Annotated in this window: 15 protein-coding genes and 1 tRNA gene; 10 read left to right on the forward strand and 6 right to left on the reverse strand. The window is 65.4% G+C overall.

What is annotated here, in order from left to right; genetic code table 11:
- Nucleotides 1–91: 91 nt before the first annotated feature.
- Nucleotides 92–1,990 carry a beta-glucoside-specific PTS transporter subunit IIABC gene (locus tag QUE25_RS10045; protein WP_340312742.1) on the reverse strand — a complete coding sequence of 633 codons (1,899 nt, stop codon included), beginning with the start codon at nucleotides 1,988–1,990 and terminating at the stop codon, nucleotides 92–94.
- A gap of 233 nt (nucleotides 1,991–2,223) precedes the next feature.
- The gene (locus QUE25_RS10050; protein ID WP_286264594.1) at nucleotides 2,224–3,591 is read right to left on the reverse strand and encodes a UTP--glucose-1-phosphate uridylyltransferase; all 1,368 of its coding nucleotides are present in this window, start codon (nucleotides 3,589–3,591) and stop codon (nucleotides 2,224–2,226) included.
- A gap of 150 nt (nucleotides 3,592–3,741) precedes the next feature.
- Here QUE25_RS10050 and QUE25_RS10055 point away from each other — a divergent pair, with 150 nt between their 5' ends.
- The 3 genes from QUE25_RS10055 (at nucleotide 3,742) to QUE25_RS10065 (ending at nucleotide 5,795) form a co-directional block, all read left to right on the forward strand.
- Nucleotides 3,742–4,548, forward strand: coding sequence for an HAD family hydrolase (locus tag QUE25_RS10055; RefSeq protein WP_286264597.1), 807 nt, complete (start codon nucleotides 3,742–3,744; stop codon nucleotides 4,546–4,548).
- Between the two features lie 62 nt (nucleotides 4,549–4,610).
- On the forward strand, nucleotides 4,611–5,363 hold the full coding sequence (locus tag QUE25_RS10060) for an MBL fold metallo-hydrolase (RefSeq protein ID WP_286264599.1): 753 nt from the start codon (nucleotides 4,611–4,613) through the stop codon (nucleotides 5,361–5,363).
- A 198-nt stretch (nucleotides 5,364–5,561) separates the two neighbouring features.
- On the forward strand, nucleotides 5,562–5,795 hold the full coding sequence (locus QUE25_RS10065; RefSeq protein ID WP_286264600.1) for a hypothetical protein: 234 nt from the start codon (nucleotides 5,562–5,564) through the stop codon (nucleotides 5,793–5,795).
- Nucleotides 5,796–5,921: 126 nt separating this feature from the next.
- On the opposite strand, the gene QUE25_RS10070 is transcribed toward QUE25_RS10065, so the two are convergent.
- A complete protein-coding gene (locus tag QUE25_RS10070; RefSeq protein WP_286264602.1) occupies nucleotides 5,922–6,707 on the reverse strand; it encodes a tyrosine-protein phosphatase in 786 nt (261 codons plus the stop codon).
- A 138-nt stretch (nucleotides 6,708–6,845) separates the two neighbouring features.
- Here QUE25_RS10070 and QUE25_RS10075 point away from each other — a divergent pair.
- Nucleotides 6,846–6,921: transfer RNA gene (locus QUE25_RS10075), tRNA-Lys, on the forward strand.
- Here the strand turns inward: QUE25_RS10075 and QUE25_RS14875 are convergent.
- Nucleotides 6,880–7,194 (reverse strand): helix-turn-helix domain-containing protein, encoded by a 315-nt coding sequence (locus QUE25_RS14875; RefSeq protein WP_425332770.1) that lies wholly within the window; start codon nucleotides 7,192–7,194, stop codon nucleotides 6,880–6,882. The two genes, QUE25_RS10075 and QUE25_RS14875, sit on opposite strands and share 42 nt — an antisense overlap.
- A gap of 109 nt (nucleotides 7,195–7,303) precedes the next feature.
- On the opposite strand from QUE25_RS14875, the gene QUE25_RS14880 reads away from it, so the two are divergent.
- The 3 genes from QUE25_RS14880 to QUE25_RS10085 all read left to right on the forward strand — a co-directional run bounded on the left by QUE25_RS14880 (nucleotide 7,304) and on the right by QUE25_RS10085 (nucleotide 10,177).
- Nucleotides 7,304–7,555: a helix-turn-helix domain-containing protein gene (locus QUE25_RS14880; RefSeq protein ID WP_425332708.1), complete on the forward strand. Its 252-nt coding sequence runs from the start codon at nucleotides 7,304–7,306 to the stop codon at nucleotides 7,553–7,555.
- Between the two features lie 646 nt (nucleotides 7,556–8,201).
- A complete protein-coding gene (locus tag QUE25_RS10080) occupies nucleotides 8,202–8,723 on the forward strand; it encodes a hypothetical protein (RefSeq protein WP_286264604.1) in 522 nt (173 codons plus the stop codon).
- Nucleotides 8,720–10,177 (forward strand): helix-turn-helix domain-containing protein, encoded by a 1,458-nt coding sequence (locus QUE25_RS10085; protein ID WP_286264606.1) that lies wholly within the window; start codon nucleotides 8,720–8,722, stop codon nucleotides 10,175–10,177. The genes QUE25_RS10080 and QUE25_RS10085 overlap by 4 nt, the downstream gene beginning before the upstream one ends.
- A gap of 12 nt (nucleotides 10,178–10,189) precedes the next feature.
- Here QUE25_RS10085 and QUE25_RS10090 read toward each other — a convergent pair whose 3' ends face one another.
- Nucleotides 10,190–10,405: a hypothetical protein gene (locus QUE25_RS10090; RefSeq protein WP_286264608.1), complete on the reverse strand. Its 216-nt coding sequence runs from the start codon at nucleotides 10,403–10,405 to the stop codon at nucleotides 10,190–10,192.
- A gap of 57 nt (nucleotides 10,406–10,462) precedes the next feature.
- Between QUE25_RS10090 and QUE25_RS10095 the strand changes: the two genes are divergently transcribed.
- From QUE25_RS10095 to QUE25_RS10105, 3 genes are all read left to right on the forward strand, one after another.
- On the forward strand, nucleotides 10,463–10,876 hold the full coding sequence (locus tag QUE25_RS10095; protein ID WP_286264610.1) for a hypothetical protein: 414 nt from the start codon (nucleotides 10,463–10,465) through the stop codon (nucleotides 10,874–10,876).
- Nucleotides 10,877–11,288: 412 nt separating this feature from the next.
- Nucleotides 11,289–11,846: a hypothetical protein gene (locus QUE25_RS10100; RefSeq protein WP_286264612.1), complete on the forward strand. Its 558-nt coding sequence runs from the start codon at nucleotides 11,289–11,291 to the stop codon at nucleotides 11,844–11,846.
- A gap of 36 nt (nucleotides 11,847–11,882) precedes the next feature.
- Nucleotides 11,883–12,443, forward strand: a complete 561-nt coding sequence (locus tag QUE25_RS10105) for a hypothetical protein (RefSeq protein ID WP_286264614.1) — start codon at nucleotides 11,883–11,885, stop codon at nucleotides 12,441–12,443.
- A 173-nt stretch (nucleotides 12,444–12,616) separates the two neighbouring features.
- Here QUE25_RS10105 and QUE25_RS10110 read toward each other — a convergent pair whose 3' ends face one another.
- On the reverse strand, nucleotides 12,617–13,741 hold the full coding sequence (locus QUE25_RS10110) for a toprim domain-containing protein (protein WP_286264617.1): 1,125 nt from the start codon (nucleotides 13,739–13,741) through the stop codon (nucleotides 12,617–12,619).
- Nucleotides 13,742–14,092: the final 351 nt, after the last annotated feature.

Here is a 14,092-nt window from a genome sequence, read left to right on the forward strand (position 1 = left end):
CAGACTGTCGCCAGATTAATCGATCGCCGAACGCTCCGCGCCCGCAAGCAGCCCTCGGGGAGCGCGGAGAGTTCGCAGCAGCACATCGGACTCAGGCCTCCACGGCCAGCACGGCATCGCCGGCGGCAACCTGACCGGGCTGCTCGGCCGTGATGGCGCCGAGCGACTTCGTGTTGGTCACCACCACGATGGTCGTCGGGTCGAACCCGGCCTCGGAGATCTTCGCCAGGTCCGCCGTGGCCAGCGCGTCGCCGGCGTTCACCCGCTGTCCTTTGGTCACCTCGGCGGTGAAGCCGTCGCCTTTCATCGCGACCGTGTCGATGCCGATGTGGACGAGCAGGTCGATGCCGTCGTCCGACTTGATGCCATAGGCATGACCGGTCGGGAAGACGGTCACCACGGTGCCGGCGATCGGAGCCACGAAATGGCCGTCGGACGGGACGATGCCCACGCCCGCGCCGAGTGCGCCGGACGCGAAGACTTTGTCCGGGACATCGGCCAAAGCGATCAGCCGGCCGTTGACCGGGCTGACGATGCTGCGGGTGATGCCGGTCAGCGCGCGCGCCGAGGCTTCTTCGGTCTCGGCTTCCTCGACCGGAAGGGCCTCGTCGGGGCCGGCGTCGGGGGAGTCGTTCTGGCTGGTCACACCGAACAGGAGCGTCAGCACGAAGGCGATGGTCACGGCGGCTGCGATGCCGAGCAGCTGCATGACGAAGCTCCCCTGGCCCAGGTAGGCAGGCAGCGACAGCAGCGAGGGGACGACGAATGTCGTGGTGGCGGAGCCGCCGATCGCGGCAATCATGCCGCCCACGGCGCCACCGGCCAGACCGAAGTAGAACGGCCGTCGCATCGGGAGATTGACACCGTAGATGATCGGCTCGGTCACACCGGCGAGGAAGCCCGAAGCGGCGCCCGGCAGAGCAACCTCACGGCGGGCCTTCGACTTCGTCCGGATGGCGACCGCAACGGCCGCCGCGGCCTGGGCGAGCACGGCCGGCGGCAGCGGGCCGGCCAGCAGGGAGTAGCCGAGGGTGCCGAGGTCATTGATGATCACCGGAACCAGACCCCAGTGCAGACCGAAGATCACCAGCACCTGCCACAGGCCACCGACGATCGCGCCGGCAGCCCACGGGGCGTGGACGAAGAGGAACTGAACACCGGCCGAAATACCGCTGGCGACCACCGTGGTGATGGGTCCGACAACGATGAGCGTGAGCGGCACCATCACCAGCACGGTGATCAACGGGACGGTGAAGTTGCGGATCATGGCCGGCAGAGCCTTGGTCAGTATCCGCTCCAGATGCCCTTGGATCCACACCGCGAAGATGATCGGGATGACCGATGAGGTGTAGTACATCATGACGACCGGGATGCCGAAGAAGGTCACGGGGTCGGCGCTCGCGGTGAGGGCCACGATCGTGGGGTAGACCAGCGCGCCCGCGATGGCCAACGAGGTGAACTGGTTGGCCTTGAAACGCTTGGCCGCGGTGATGGCGAGGAACATCGGCAGGAAATAGAAGACCGAATCCGCGGTGGCATTGAGGATCGCGTAGGTGCTGGCCGCGGTGTCTATCCAGCCGAATTGCGCCGCCATCGACAAGAAGGCCTTGAGCAGCGCAATACCGGCCAGCGGCCACAGGATCGGCAAGAAGATGGACGAAATCAACTCGATGAACCGGTCGAGCAGATTGCCCTTGGGAGCATCATCGTCGGGAGGAACCTCGCCGCTGCCCGAGATACCGGCGGCCTTGGTGAAGTAGTCGTAGACCACCGGTACCTCATCACCGATGACCACCTGATACTGCCCGCCTGCTTCGACGACCGACAAGACTCCGTTGATCGACTCGATCTTGGCCTTGTCGGCCTTGCTGACGTCCTTGAGCTTGAGCCGAAGCCGCGTGATGCAATGGGAGGCACTGGCGACGTTCTCGGTTCCGCCAACGCCGGCAAGCACCTGGTCGGCTACCAGTTGGTAGTCAGGCTTAGCCAGCTATTCCTCCTTGAATCTGCCCGGAAAACAAAAAAAGACCTGAGACTGCACCGCGCGACTATTGCGCGATAGCGTCTCAGGTCTTGCCTCGAAAGTAACAACCCTGATGAAGGCTTTTACACCTTCGAAAGGAGCATAAGCGTGCGCCGCAATGTCAATCGCGTGGCCGGCGGTCGACCGTTCTGCTCCGAGCGAACCTCGAGGCTGGGGGTTCGTCCCCGGTGATGGCGTCCCTAGATCGTCGTGCCGTCGGGAATGCGCTGCGGGGTATCGGTCGTCAGCACTGCGTCGCCGTGCGCCACGACGCCTTTGCCGAAGGTGAAATCGCCGGTGACATGAAGCGAACGGGCCTGCGCCAGTGAGGGCGGGCCATCGGGGAACCGCGCCTCGAAGTCGTCGATGAGCTTGTAGTAGTCGGGATCCAGGCGGACGGTCGGGCTGATCTCGCGTCCGACCAGGAGGGCATCATCGGTGAACTCGTAGACGTCGCTGCGCAGCACCAGAAGATCGGCGGTCGCCTTGACCGGCAGGAAGCGGCTGCGTGGCACCCCGATCGCCTGGGCGCCGTCGAAGACCTCGACCGCAGCACCGATGGCTCCCTCCAGCTGCACCACAGCAGGGGAGGTCGCATCGGCAGGGTCGAGCGTCTTCTTGTTGATGATCAACGGCAGTGAGAGCGTGCCCTGGTTGGCGTCCAGCACCGTGACCACCTGCTGCAGATCGAGCCACAGGTTGTTGGTGTGCGTCCACGGGTGTTTGACGATGTCGACGAAGGAGTCCATCTCGCCCGGGCTGACCTGCGCGGTATCGCGCAGCACCAGGCGTCCGTCGGAGATCCGGTGGGCCAGATGGCCGCCCTTGCGGTCCATCTCGGTGCGTTCGGTGACCTCGGCCGCATACGGCGCGCCGCTGGCGGCGAACCACCCTGCCAGCCGCGGGTCGGGTACCGCGCCGAGGTTGTCGATGTTCGCCACGAACAGGTAGCGGAAGCCCTCGTCCAGCAGTCTGGTGATCAGGCCGCTGGCATACAGCGAGGGGTAGAAGTCGCCGTGGCCGGGTGGGCACCATTCGAGGTTGGGATTGGCCGGCCAGCTGGCGGGCATCCGGGTGTCGGCCAGCAGTTTGGGTTCGCGGCTCTGGACGAATTCCAGCGGCAGCGAGCCGACCGCGAGGTCGGGGTAGGCCTCGAGCGCCGCCAGTGAGGCCGCCGACGTGTTGTAGCTGTTCATGAGTAGCAGCGGCAGCCGCACCCCGTGGGCTTCGCGCACCGCGAGGATCTGCCGCACCACGATGTCGAGGAAGCTCAGCCCATCGCGCACCGGAATGAGGCACTTTGGTCCGGCCAGCCCCATCGAGGTGCCGAGCCCTCCGTTGAGGCGCACCACCGCAGTCTGGGCGAGCGCCTGGGTCGCGGCGTCACCGAGCTCCTGATCGGCAAGCATCGGCGGATTGGTGAGCGGCTCGAGATCGGCTTCATACACATAGCCGGTCTCACCGCTGGCCAGCCGGTTGTAGCGGTCGATGAAGGCGGCGATCACCGAGGAGGCGGCGCCGTCGGCGGTGAGCTTGGCTGTCGCGGCGTCGAGCGCTGGATCTGTCATGAATGCACTCCTTCGTAAGTCGGTCAGGACATCCGGAAGGGTTGGGCTGGTGGCCTCGGGGACGTCCACAGCCATGAGCTTAAGGCCTCACGGCGAGGGAATCTGGGATCATGGAGGAGGCGATGCCGCCTGCGGAAGGAGATCGCGCTCGTGAGCTATTCGATGGTTGCCAGTGATTGGGATGACACTCTAGTGCCGCTCGGTGCGACGATTCCCGACCGCACCCGCGCCGCGTTGGAGCGCGTGCGGGCGCAAGGCACGGTGCTGGCGGTCGCGTCCGGACGAAGCGTGCACGGTCTGCAGGTGCAGCTGAAGCGCAACGCCATCGACCTGGGCGGGCTGTACTTCATCGCATACAACGGGGCATTGGCCGTACAGGCCTGGGACGAGGAAGTCCTGTTCGGTCATCCGCTGGGACTCGACCTGGCTGCCCGCGCCGCACGAATGTGCGCCGATGCCGGGGCAGCGGTCATGATTCACCACGGCCGTCGGCTGCTCAGCGACCAGCCCGATCACTTCGCGGTGCGTTTCGAGGCGGACTCGAACGATCTGGACGTGGTCAAGGTGCACGACTTCTCCGCTCTCGACTTCGTGCCGGTGAAACTGCTGGTGGGCGGCGACAAGGAGCAACTCACCAAGCTCTGCCGGGCGATGCGAACCGAGTTCGCTCACGAGGGGGAGGCGATGCTGTCGGCCGACTTCCTGATGGAGTTCACCGCCAGGCATGTCAACAAGGGCAGCGCGCTGCGCGGGCTGTGCGAGGCGATCGACATTCCGCTCGGCGAGGTCGTGGCGTTCGGCGACAACTACAACGACATCCCGATGATGAAGGTCGCCGGCTACTCGGTCGCGGTCGCCGATGGAGTGCCCGAGCTGCTGAGCATCGTCGACGAGGTGACCGCCCCGAGTAGCGAATCGGGCGTTGCGGACGTGCTCGACGAGTTGCTGCCCGCCTGAGCCGGTGCCCGGTGGAACGGATCAGCGAGCGCTGCTGGACCGCGACCAGCCGCTTCTGCCGCATGAACACGGTAGTGGTGGCCGGTTCTGACGGTTGTCTGCTGGTCGATCCCGGAGTTCACACCGATGAGCTCGCGACGCTGGGCGCCGAGATTCGTGAGCGGTTCGGACGATGCGCGCTGGCCGTGTCGAGCCATCCGCATTGGGATCATCTGTTGTGGTCGACGGGGCTGGGGGAGGTGCCCCGGTTGGCCTCGGGGCGCGGTTGTGAGTTCTTGGCCGAGCCCGGACGATTGTCCGCCTGCCGCGCGGAGGCCGTGGCCGAGGTGCCGGATTGCGATGCTGCGCTGCTCGGGGTGGTGTCGTCGCTGCGTGATGGGGGCCGGTCGGGTCGGATCGAGTGGGACGGCCCACAGGTGGAGTTCGTCGTCCATGACGGGCATGCGCCCGGGCATCTCGGCTTATTCGTGCCTGGGGACGGGGTCTTGATCGCCGGCGATATGTGTTCGGACGATGAGGTGCCGCTGCTCGATCTGGCCGGGCGTGATCCTCTCGAAGACTACTGGGATGGCCTCAATAGGCTTGCCCGGCTGGCGGGTGATCGCTGCGAGGTGCTGGTTCCCGGGCACGGGGGAGTGGCCTGCGGGGGCGCTGAGGTCCGGGCGCGATTCGAGCGGGACCGGGCCTATCTCGACTCGCTGGCGGCGGGTGGCCCGGTGGCCGATGCCCGGCTGGGTGAGGGTGCGCCTGGGTGGTTGGTCGCCGAGCATGAGGCTGCGATGGCGTGGTCTGTGCGGAGTAGATCGTCCGGCTAGCGCGGCTTGTTGGGTGGACGCAGGCCGAGAGCCGGGGCACTACGCACTTTGTAACTGACTGAAACTCAGTTGCAGTTCAAATGTCGTTGAACGCTGGTTTGTTACAGGTTTCGATGCTGTCCGGAGTATGGTCTAACCATACGAAGTCGACGCGGTCCCCGTACGAGGGCCGCGTTTTTGTTTTGAGAGGGCATTGAAATGGCAGCGTTGGTGCACCCAACAACGAATCATTCCGCGCAGCGGACGGTGGCTGCGCACGGAGCGCAGAACCTGAGCTGGTTGGCTGTGGGAGCTGCAGCGCTGGTGGTCCTCCTCCTGGTCGGTGTGGTCAGCCTGGCCAGCACCACGGTGCAGTCGGCCGCCCTGGCAATCGTCGCCGTGGCCGCCTCGATCGGCGCCGCCTGGTACCTCAATCGTCGCCGCAACAGCTAGTGCGGCGCTAGCACTCACCCCGCTTCAGCGACGGGCCGATCGTCTCTCCGGATGGGAGGACGCGTCGGCCCGTTCTCTATTCCTGGCTGGTCGTGCAATTCCTGGCTGATCGTGCACCCGGTCGGTTCAGTCGATGAGCCGGGATCGCAGGGCGTCAAGAGTCCCGGAATCCAGCCCCAGGCCGGTGGTGAAGTAGCCCTCGATGCTGCCGAACCGAGAATCGACCTGATTGAGCGCCGCGTCCAGGTAGCTCTCGCGGACGCCCAGAACCGGCAGCAGCAGATCGGCCGTTATGCCTTGGGCGGCGGCAAGGTCGAACAGGGGTTGCAGGGCTGGAAGTAGGTCGGTGTTGCTCTGCAGATAGTCGTCGCGGACGGTCTGCTCGTCCGCCCCGAGTAGGAGCAGTAAGGAGGCCGCGGCCCAACCGGTGCGGTCCTTGCCGGTGGTGCAGTGGACGAGCGCGGCGCCGGCGCGGTTCGGGTAGGCGAGGCCATGGAAGAAGTCGCGGTAGCACACCTGCGCCGAGCGCAGGGTGATGAAATCGCGGTAGGTCTGTTCCATCAACGCTTCGGCCTGGCCGCTCCCGAGTACGTCATCGAGTAACTCCGGATTCGTGCCGAGATTGCCGATGCTGGTTGCGGCATCCGTGGAATGGTCAGCGAGCACGTCGAGGCCGGTGACCTCAATGCCGGCGGGCAGACGGTCGGGGGCGGAGATGCGTTCGCCCTCGGTGCGCATGTCGTAGATGATGGTGACGCCGAGGCTTTCGAAGATGGGCAGATCTTCGTCGCTGAGATTGGCGAGCATCGTCGAGCGATAGATCTGGCGTGCGCGGACGATTCCGCCGTCAACGGGCAGCCCGCCGAGATCGCGCGTGTTCGGTGCGCTGGGCAGTGGGATGCGGCGGTCCATGGATGGGAGCCTATCGCGATGGCGAAGGCTGGATTGACTGGTCGACTTGCGCCTATGTCGCGGGCGGGCTTGCCGCATCTTGCGGCGGGCTCGTCGTGAATCTGGGAGACCGATCCGCTACCCTTGTGGTTGCACGTAGCGCCTATAGCTCAGTTGGCAGAGCAGGAGACTTTTAATCTTCGGGTCCAGGGTTCGAGCCCCTGTGGGCGCACCATTGCTCGGGCGACATCGGCTTGCGCGGACGAGGCTCGGTCTCGAAACCCATGAGCACTTGCGCTGTCGTGCTGAAGTACTCGGCGAGCATCTCGATCTCGTGCAGCTGGAACGGCTGCACGCCGCGGAAGCGCAGCGACACGGATCCTTGGGAGATGTTGAGCAATCGGGCGAGATCTGACTGCTTGAGGTGGAACCTCGCGCAGAGTCCGCGCACTTCGCCGCCCACTCGCTCGGCGAGCGTTTCTTCCTGAACCAGGTTCACGATGCTCATGCCGATAGCGTACTAAAAGCAGGCCGAGCGCACCAGTAGAACTGAGTTCGTATTTGTGACATTAGTTCAAGAGCTTGACGCGTAGCAATGTAGTTAATACGCTGCCAGTATGGAAGATGCTGTAGAAGTGAGGCGACGGATCGGCGCGAGCGTCCGAGCTGAGGCCGCCCGCCGAGGCTTGCGACAGCTGGACATAGGCCTGCGGTTGGGTGTTAGCCAAAGCGCGGTGTCAGGGCGGTTCGTGGGGCGCCTTCCGTTCTCCGCGGAGGAGCTGGTCGAGCTCGCCGATTGGTTCGACGTGCCGGTCGCGCGCTTCTTCGAGCCCGTGCCCGGTGCACGGCCGGGCGGGGAGGTGGGGTGACGTGGCTGGTGCTAGCTACTACTTGGCGCCCGCTGGGTCAGTCACGGTCTCGAATCAGGTGTCTTTGGACATGTCGATCTCCGCGCTGGCGCTTGGGCTGCTGGTCTGGATCAGGGCGCGGCCGGCTGGTGCGTCGCAGAGCTATCGGGAGTTCTTGTCTCGGGGTTTTGGGGAGGTCGCGACGCGGCGAGCGCTGGTGGAGTTGGAGGCTGCCGGCTACCGATGGCGTTTCGTGGAACGGCGCGATCATGGCCGGATCGTCACGGCGACCTTGTTGTTTGACCGGCCAGCTACCGAGGACGAGGCACGCGAGGTGCTCGAGGGACTATCCGAATGGCCTATCGGCAAGTGTCTGAGCAGTCGTCGCATTGACCGTGAAGGCGATGGTGGGCTGCACTCGGCGCAGCAAAGTGGCTTGTCGGACCGTGCAGAGGATGTGTCTGCACGGTCCGACAAGGGAAAACACGAACCGCAGCCGGCAGCTGAGCGTCGGCGTGAAACCCCTAGTGGCACCGTGCAGCGGTTTACCGAGGCGCGGTCATCCGTAGCACGGTCCACCGTGCCACGGTGCGCCGAGGCGCAACCATCTAACGATGGTTCCAATGGTTGGGAGACTGACGTCTCCCAACCAAACCAGACCACACCCGTGTGCGAACAGCGATCGTCGGAGTCGCCGCTGGACCGTGCTTTGCCAGCCGGGCCGGTCGGGTCGGGTCTGGAGGGTTTGCTTGAGGTTTCGGCCGAGGACATCGCTGCCGATGACTGGACGGTGTTGGTGGAGTGTCTTCCTGTCGGTATGCGACACGTTGAGCCATCGGCTGTTTCGAAGATCGCCGCCGCGTTGCGTGCTCGGCTTGAGGCTGGGTGGTCGTCGGAGGCGCTTCGGGCGACCCTGGCCGGCAATGCGCTGCCGCCGGCTGATGAGATCCGGAATCTCGCGGGGATCGTGAGCTATCGCATCGGCCAGACTCCGATTCGTCCGCCGAAGCGCCGGCGCCACGCGCCCACCTCGAAGGCCGCCGAGCCGGTGAGACCAGCGGTGATGCCGTTGGCGTTGCAGAAACGGGCAGAGGCCCGCTCTGCCGGTTCTCCGGACGCCAATCAGCCGTTGTCGTGGTGGTTCAGCCGCTACCCGCCTCAAAGTGCTGAGGGGAGCGAGCCGGCATGAGTGAGCATCTGGTAGGGCGGGCCTGGCTGGCCGATGTCGAGTCCACGGCGCAGCGCGCGTTGCTGGGTAGCATCGCATGGCTGTCAGACTCCGATGGCCGGACCCACACGACCACCGCTGCGGTGGCCCGCGCGGCGGGCATGTCGACCCGCTCGGCTCACGATCACCTGGCTGAGCTCGTCGCGGCGGGCTGGATTCGGATCGAGCATGTCAGGTCTGCTGATGGGCGCCGCCACGGAGGGTCACTGATCCAGCTGTCACCGCTGTTCCTGCCGAAAGATCCCCACCCGGCAATCGTGGCCGCGTCACAATTGCCGGGTGACGACAGGCCGAGCGTGGTGCCGTTCACAGCGGAGCGGATCGGTCCAGCGTGGGCGTGGCGAGCCCCCGTCGACTGCGCCGCACATCGAGTCGTGCTCGGCACGATGGCGTTGCTCGCCGACCACCGAGGCGTCTGCCTGGCACCCAGAACCACGATCGCTGCCCGGTCGCTGCTCTCCCGCCGTTCGACCGACCGCATCCTTCGCGACCTCGAGGAACAAGGGTGGATCGAACGGGAGTCCCGGCGTCGGGGACAGCGCGCGGCAGAGGCACGACTGGGTCTATCCCGCCAGTTCCTCACCATCGCAGACGCACCACCACCTGGCAGCCCGCGCTTTGAGGCCGGACCGCCGCCCAGCGCGGCTCGTCAACCCGTGGCCAGGCAGGCGATCGTCCGGGACGATGATGATCTTGCTGGGATGATCAGAGACGCCGTCGATGCTGGATGGTCGGGTGCGGCTGCTGAACGGCTTGCGGATGCTGTGATGACATGGTTGACGACACGCGCGTCCAGGCTCATCCGACGCAGGGTCGCGTTTACTGCCCGGGACTCGGTCGCTGATACCGCAACAATCGCCTGGAGAGTGCTGCGTGAATGCGCTGGACAGCTGATGGCAGCTGACCGACCGTGGGGGCTGCTGGCCACGATCGTGGCGGCCCGGTCAGCACGCGAAGACGAGACTGCGCGCGGCGTCGTCGACCTGGGAAAGACCGGCAAGATCCAAGGCTTTGGCCTGGCCGACGATTGGGAACTCGACCGCATCCCCTCGGCGCGCGACGAGCAGCTGAGAGGCAGATCCCTCGGGCTTGACGATATCGCTGACGCTCCCATCATGGACGACCTCGTCGTCCAGCTCGCCGCCAACGGTGTTGATCCCGGCCTGGCATGGCCGGTGCTGTGCCGATGCGTCGAGATCGCCCTGCATACGTCGCAGAGCCGCAGGCACACCGCTGCGCGCAACGACTACCAACTCGAGCTCCTCGGCCTGACCCCAGGCGAGGCATCGGCCTGGATGAACCTGGTGACTGGCACCCGTCGCGGAGGACAACAGGTCTCGGCGCTCCTGCAGGCAGGCATCCCGCTGGCTGAGGCGGTTCCTCCCGACTGGATCGCGGCGATCACGGCCGCATGAACGTGCCAGCACTCATTCGACCAGTTCGTAGTCGCTCATCGCCCGGGCGACGGTGATCGTTTCTCGGACCCTCCACAGGTGGAACTCGGGTGGGCAGTTGTCCAAGACCAAACGAGCTGCGGCCTCGGTCTCGAAGAGCCGGGCAGTCGAGCGCAGGTCTGAACCCCATTCGGGGTCCGGGAGCGGCGCGACCAGCCACAGCCATCGCTTCGTCGACTCTGTGCTCATGGTCGCTCCTCACCGCCGGTCCGTTTCCGGTGTGCTCTATCTCCGGCACATCCCGGTATGACTGCTCCACCACCGAGCCAGGACAACGGAGCTCACATCGTCACCGGCGACGGCGTCCCCGTGGTCGCAGTGCGGGCAGTCATCGCCCGGTTCCGCGCTGCGACAACCCGTGGCGACATCGAGCAGGCCTGCCAGGTTCTTGCCCGGATCAGCGGCGAACCCGCATCAGGTGATCAACCTTCCGACCTCGCCGTCTGGCAGGCGGTCGTAGTCGCACACATGCTGGCCCCTCCAGATGGGCAGCCGACCGTCATCGACGCCGAGGCCGCCCATCTCGAGGCGTTCCACGATTCTCAAGCGCCCTACCGGGCGGCGTTCACCGAGCCGGTAATCGCACCGGATCAGCCGGCGCGATCAGCCGCGCGAGCCGCCGTCACCTGGAGCCGTTTTCGCCCAAGCATCGAACGATAGGAGCACCCCAATGTCCCAACCCGCGCACGGCTTGGCCGCTGTCACCGAGCAGGTTCCAGCGACCTCCATGGGATCGCTTTCCCGACGCCGAGATACCCACCGCGGAGGGGGCAATTTGGGCTCGGACAACACCGCAGCCCCTTCGGACAACACCGCAGCCCCTTCGGACAACACCATCGGTCAAACGGACAACACCGCACCCCAAACGGACAACACTCAAAGTTTTGCCTTGTCAGCGAAAGAAACTAGGTTGAAGGTGCCGGCCAATTCAGCCCTCGAAGAAGTCCTCCTAGCGGCCTTCCCGGGGCCGACTGGGACTGCCGGAAACAGCACCGAACGGCGAGCTCTCAACTCGCCCGCCAACCCGCTCAGCACGATTGCTGCTGGGCTATAGAGACCCCCAGGAGATCCAATGAAACAGACAATCGAGCAACTGCAACACCACGGTGAACGCCAACGCGAGGCCGCGATCCAGGCCAGCGATGCCGCACAGGAACTCGCGCGAAGAGCCAACTCCTCAAACGCCAGCGTGATTCCCGGGCCCGCAGCCTATGACGTTCTAGGCGACATCAAGATGCTCCTCTACTACGTGAGCGAAGTGACCGACAACCTACCTCAGGCCTTGGCCGGCTCTCTCAACGACGCTCGCCTCGACGTCTATGACCGGGACTACGACGGCAACGAGCGCGAGCCGAGAATCCAGGTCCAACATGCCAGCGAGCAACTACACGAACTCACTGAGTTGCTGTCGCAGGCATACGACCGAGCAGAAGCCGCACAGCAGGCCATCAGCGGCCAGGGCTACAAAGCGCGACCACAGATCGGTGCCGGCTCGCGGCCACTTCAGGAACCGCTGCAGGCGGCATTCCCGGACACAGCCAACAGCCGGCCGACGATTCCCACCTCGAGCACCCGCATCTCACCACGTCCACAGCCGGGCAGTCACTGCCGCACGGAACTACAGCGCTAGCGCCGAAGCACTCACCAACGACCCCAGGAGACCAAGATGAACAAGACGACAAAGACCCTCGACCAACTCAAGGCTGAAGGACAACAACAAGAGCAAGCCGCCCAACAGGCTCGCGACGCGGTCAACCACCTCGGTCTAGCGGTGAACGGGGCCAGCGCGCCCGTTGTGCCCGCTCCCGTCGCCAGCGTGTTGTTGGAAGAAACCGGGATCCTACTCGGCTACCTCCGTCAAATGATCGACTACCTACCCACGGCACTCGCGAGATCCCTGAGTGACCCGCGAATCAGCGTCCATGACTGCACGCGCACTCAAGAGTTCCGTGAACCCCGCCCTCAGATCGACGAGGCTAGCGAGCAGATGCTGGCGCTCAGTGCGGCCCTGGCCCGAACAGTGAGCTACGCAGAAGCCGCTCGGCAGGCGATTAAGTACCAGACATACGAGGAGAAGCCGGACGCGGCCACTTACACGGCCGAGCTCAAGGCCGCACGCGAAGCACTCGCGGACTTCCCCGATAGCCCCTCACTCGACGACGCCTTCTCAGAAATTGTCCGCGACCTGCGTCGCAAGCATGGCATCAAGCCATCCCGTCAGCCCTGACGGCCAACTCGTCCTACCGTGACTCGCGGTATGGAACGCATCAGTGCCGTACTGGCCAGCCTGTCCGGCCAGTACGGCACTGCCGTCATCGTTGGCTGCAGATCGCCGCGTGCCCGAGGCAATTCCATTCGTCCAACGATCTGACCGACCGCCGATGCCTCGCGGACTCCGGCCTACCGCTGATTCGCCACTGCCGAGCTACGGCACTTCGCACGCGCGGCAGGCCACCCGGAAGGTGGTGGGCCGGCATCTGGGAGTACGCCAGCCGGCGCTGTCATCCGCCGCGGAAAGCTCGCCGCCCGCAACGCGTCGAGATCCGCAGCGGTCGGCGTTGGCGCGAGCTGCTCGATGAGCGCGGTCTGGACGCTGCTGATCGGGACGTCCGCCAGTTGGGCGACGGTTCTGATCCACTCGGTGGAGTCGTCGGGGCGGATGCGGCCAGCGTCGCGCTTGGCCAAGGCCTCGACCATCAGCTCCGCCGTGACCGGGTTGTCTGGTCGACCCCACCGCTCGAGCTGGACCTGCGCGACCGCGACACTCATCGGCGTCGCGCAACGGATCGCCCGATTGAGGATGGCAGGGCGGACGCTGGCCGGATCGTGACCGGCTGGCAGCTGGACGGCAAGCTGGGCCGCTCGTCCCTGGTCGGCGGTAATCTCCCAGGCATGCAGCAGGGCCCGCTGGCCGGCGGCGTCCGCATCGAAGCAGAACCACACCGGCTTGTCGGTGATGGCACGGATGCGAGCCAGGTGTTCAGTGGTCAGGGCTGTTCCGCACGCGGCTAGTGCCACGATGTTGGCCCTGAATTGGGATGCCATCTTGTCGACGGCGAGCTTGTCCATCGGGCCCTCGACAATCAACGGCGTGGCGCCGGCCGCCAGCGCACCCCGGGCAGCGCCGAGCCCATATAGGGTCGACCGTTTCTCATACAATCCGGTGGCTGGAGTGTTCAGATACTTGGGCGAGCGGGTGTCTTTCGGGTTCGCGCGGCCCAGGAACCCGACGAGTCGGCCGGTGTGGTCTTGGACCGGCAGGATCAGCCGATCGCGCATCACATCGCGAAGCCCACGATCACCCTTGATCGAGACACCCGCCCGAACCAGATCGTCGGGGGAGTGACCGAGCGACAGCAGATGGTCAGTAGTGGCAGTCCAACCCGCCGGTGCGTATCCGATTCCGGCTTCGGAGATCGCTTTCGACAGATCGCGGTTGGCGAGGTAGTCGCGTACCCACGACTTGTCGATGCGTTGCCGGTAGAACCGCTGGGTATGGGCCAGGACGTCGTCGGCGCTACCCATCGGAATCGGTTTCCCGGTCTGGAGGGTCGACGACTGGAGATGTGGGCTCAGCATGGTCGTGGCCGGCCGACGCCGATGGTGTTGATCGCGGCTTCCTCGGCGCCTTCAGACCGAAACTGACCAGGTCAGAAGTGGCCCAACCCGCGCGGATCACCTTCATCCAGGCGCGCGTGGACGCGAGGTCCAGCTCGTGGCGCCGGCGGTCGATGTCCTCAATGTCAGCCGCATAGGTGCGTAGCGCTTCCATGCGCTTGTGCTGGAGTGATTGTGCCTTGAGTAGCAGACTCATCATGGGGCTCCCTTCGGTTCAAAAGGGATGTGGCGCGGCGCGTGCACTATGCGGGGCAGGCG

The organism is Brooklawnia propionicigenes (genome assembly GCF_030297015.1).
Classification (GTDB): domain Bacteria; phylum Actinomycetota; class Actinomycetes; order Propionibacteriales; family Propionibacteriaceae; genus Brooklawnia; species Brooklawnia propionicigenes.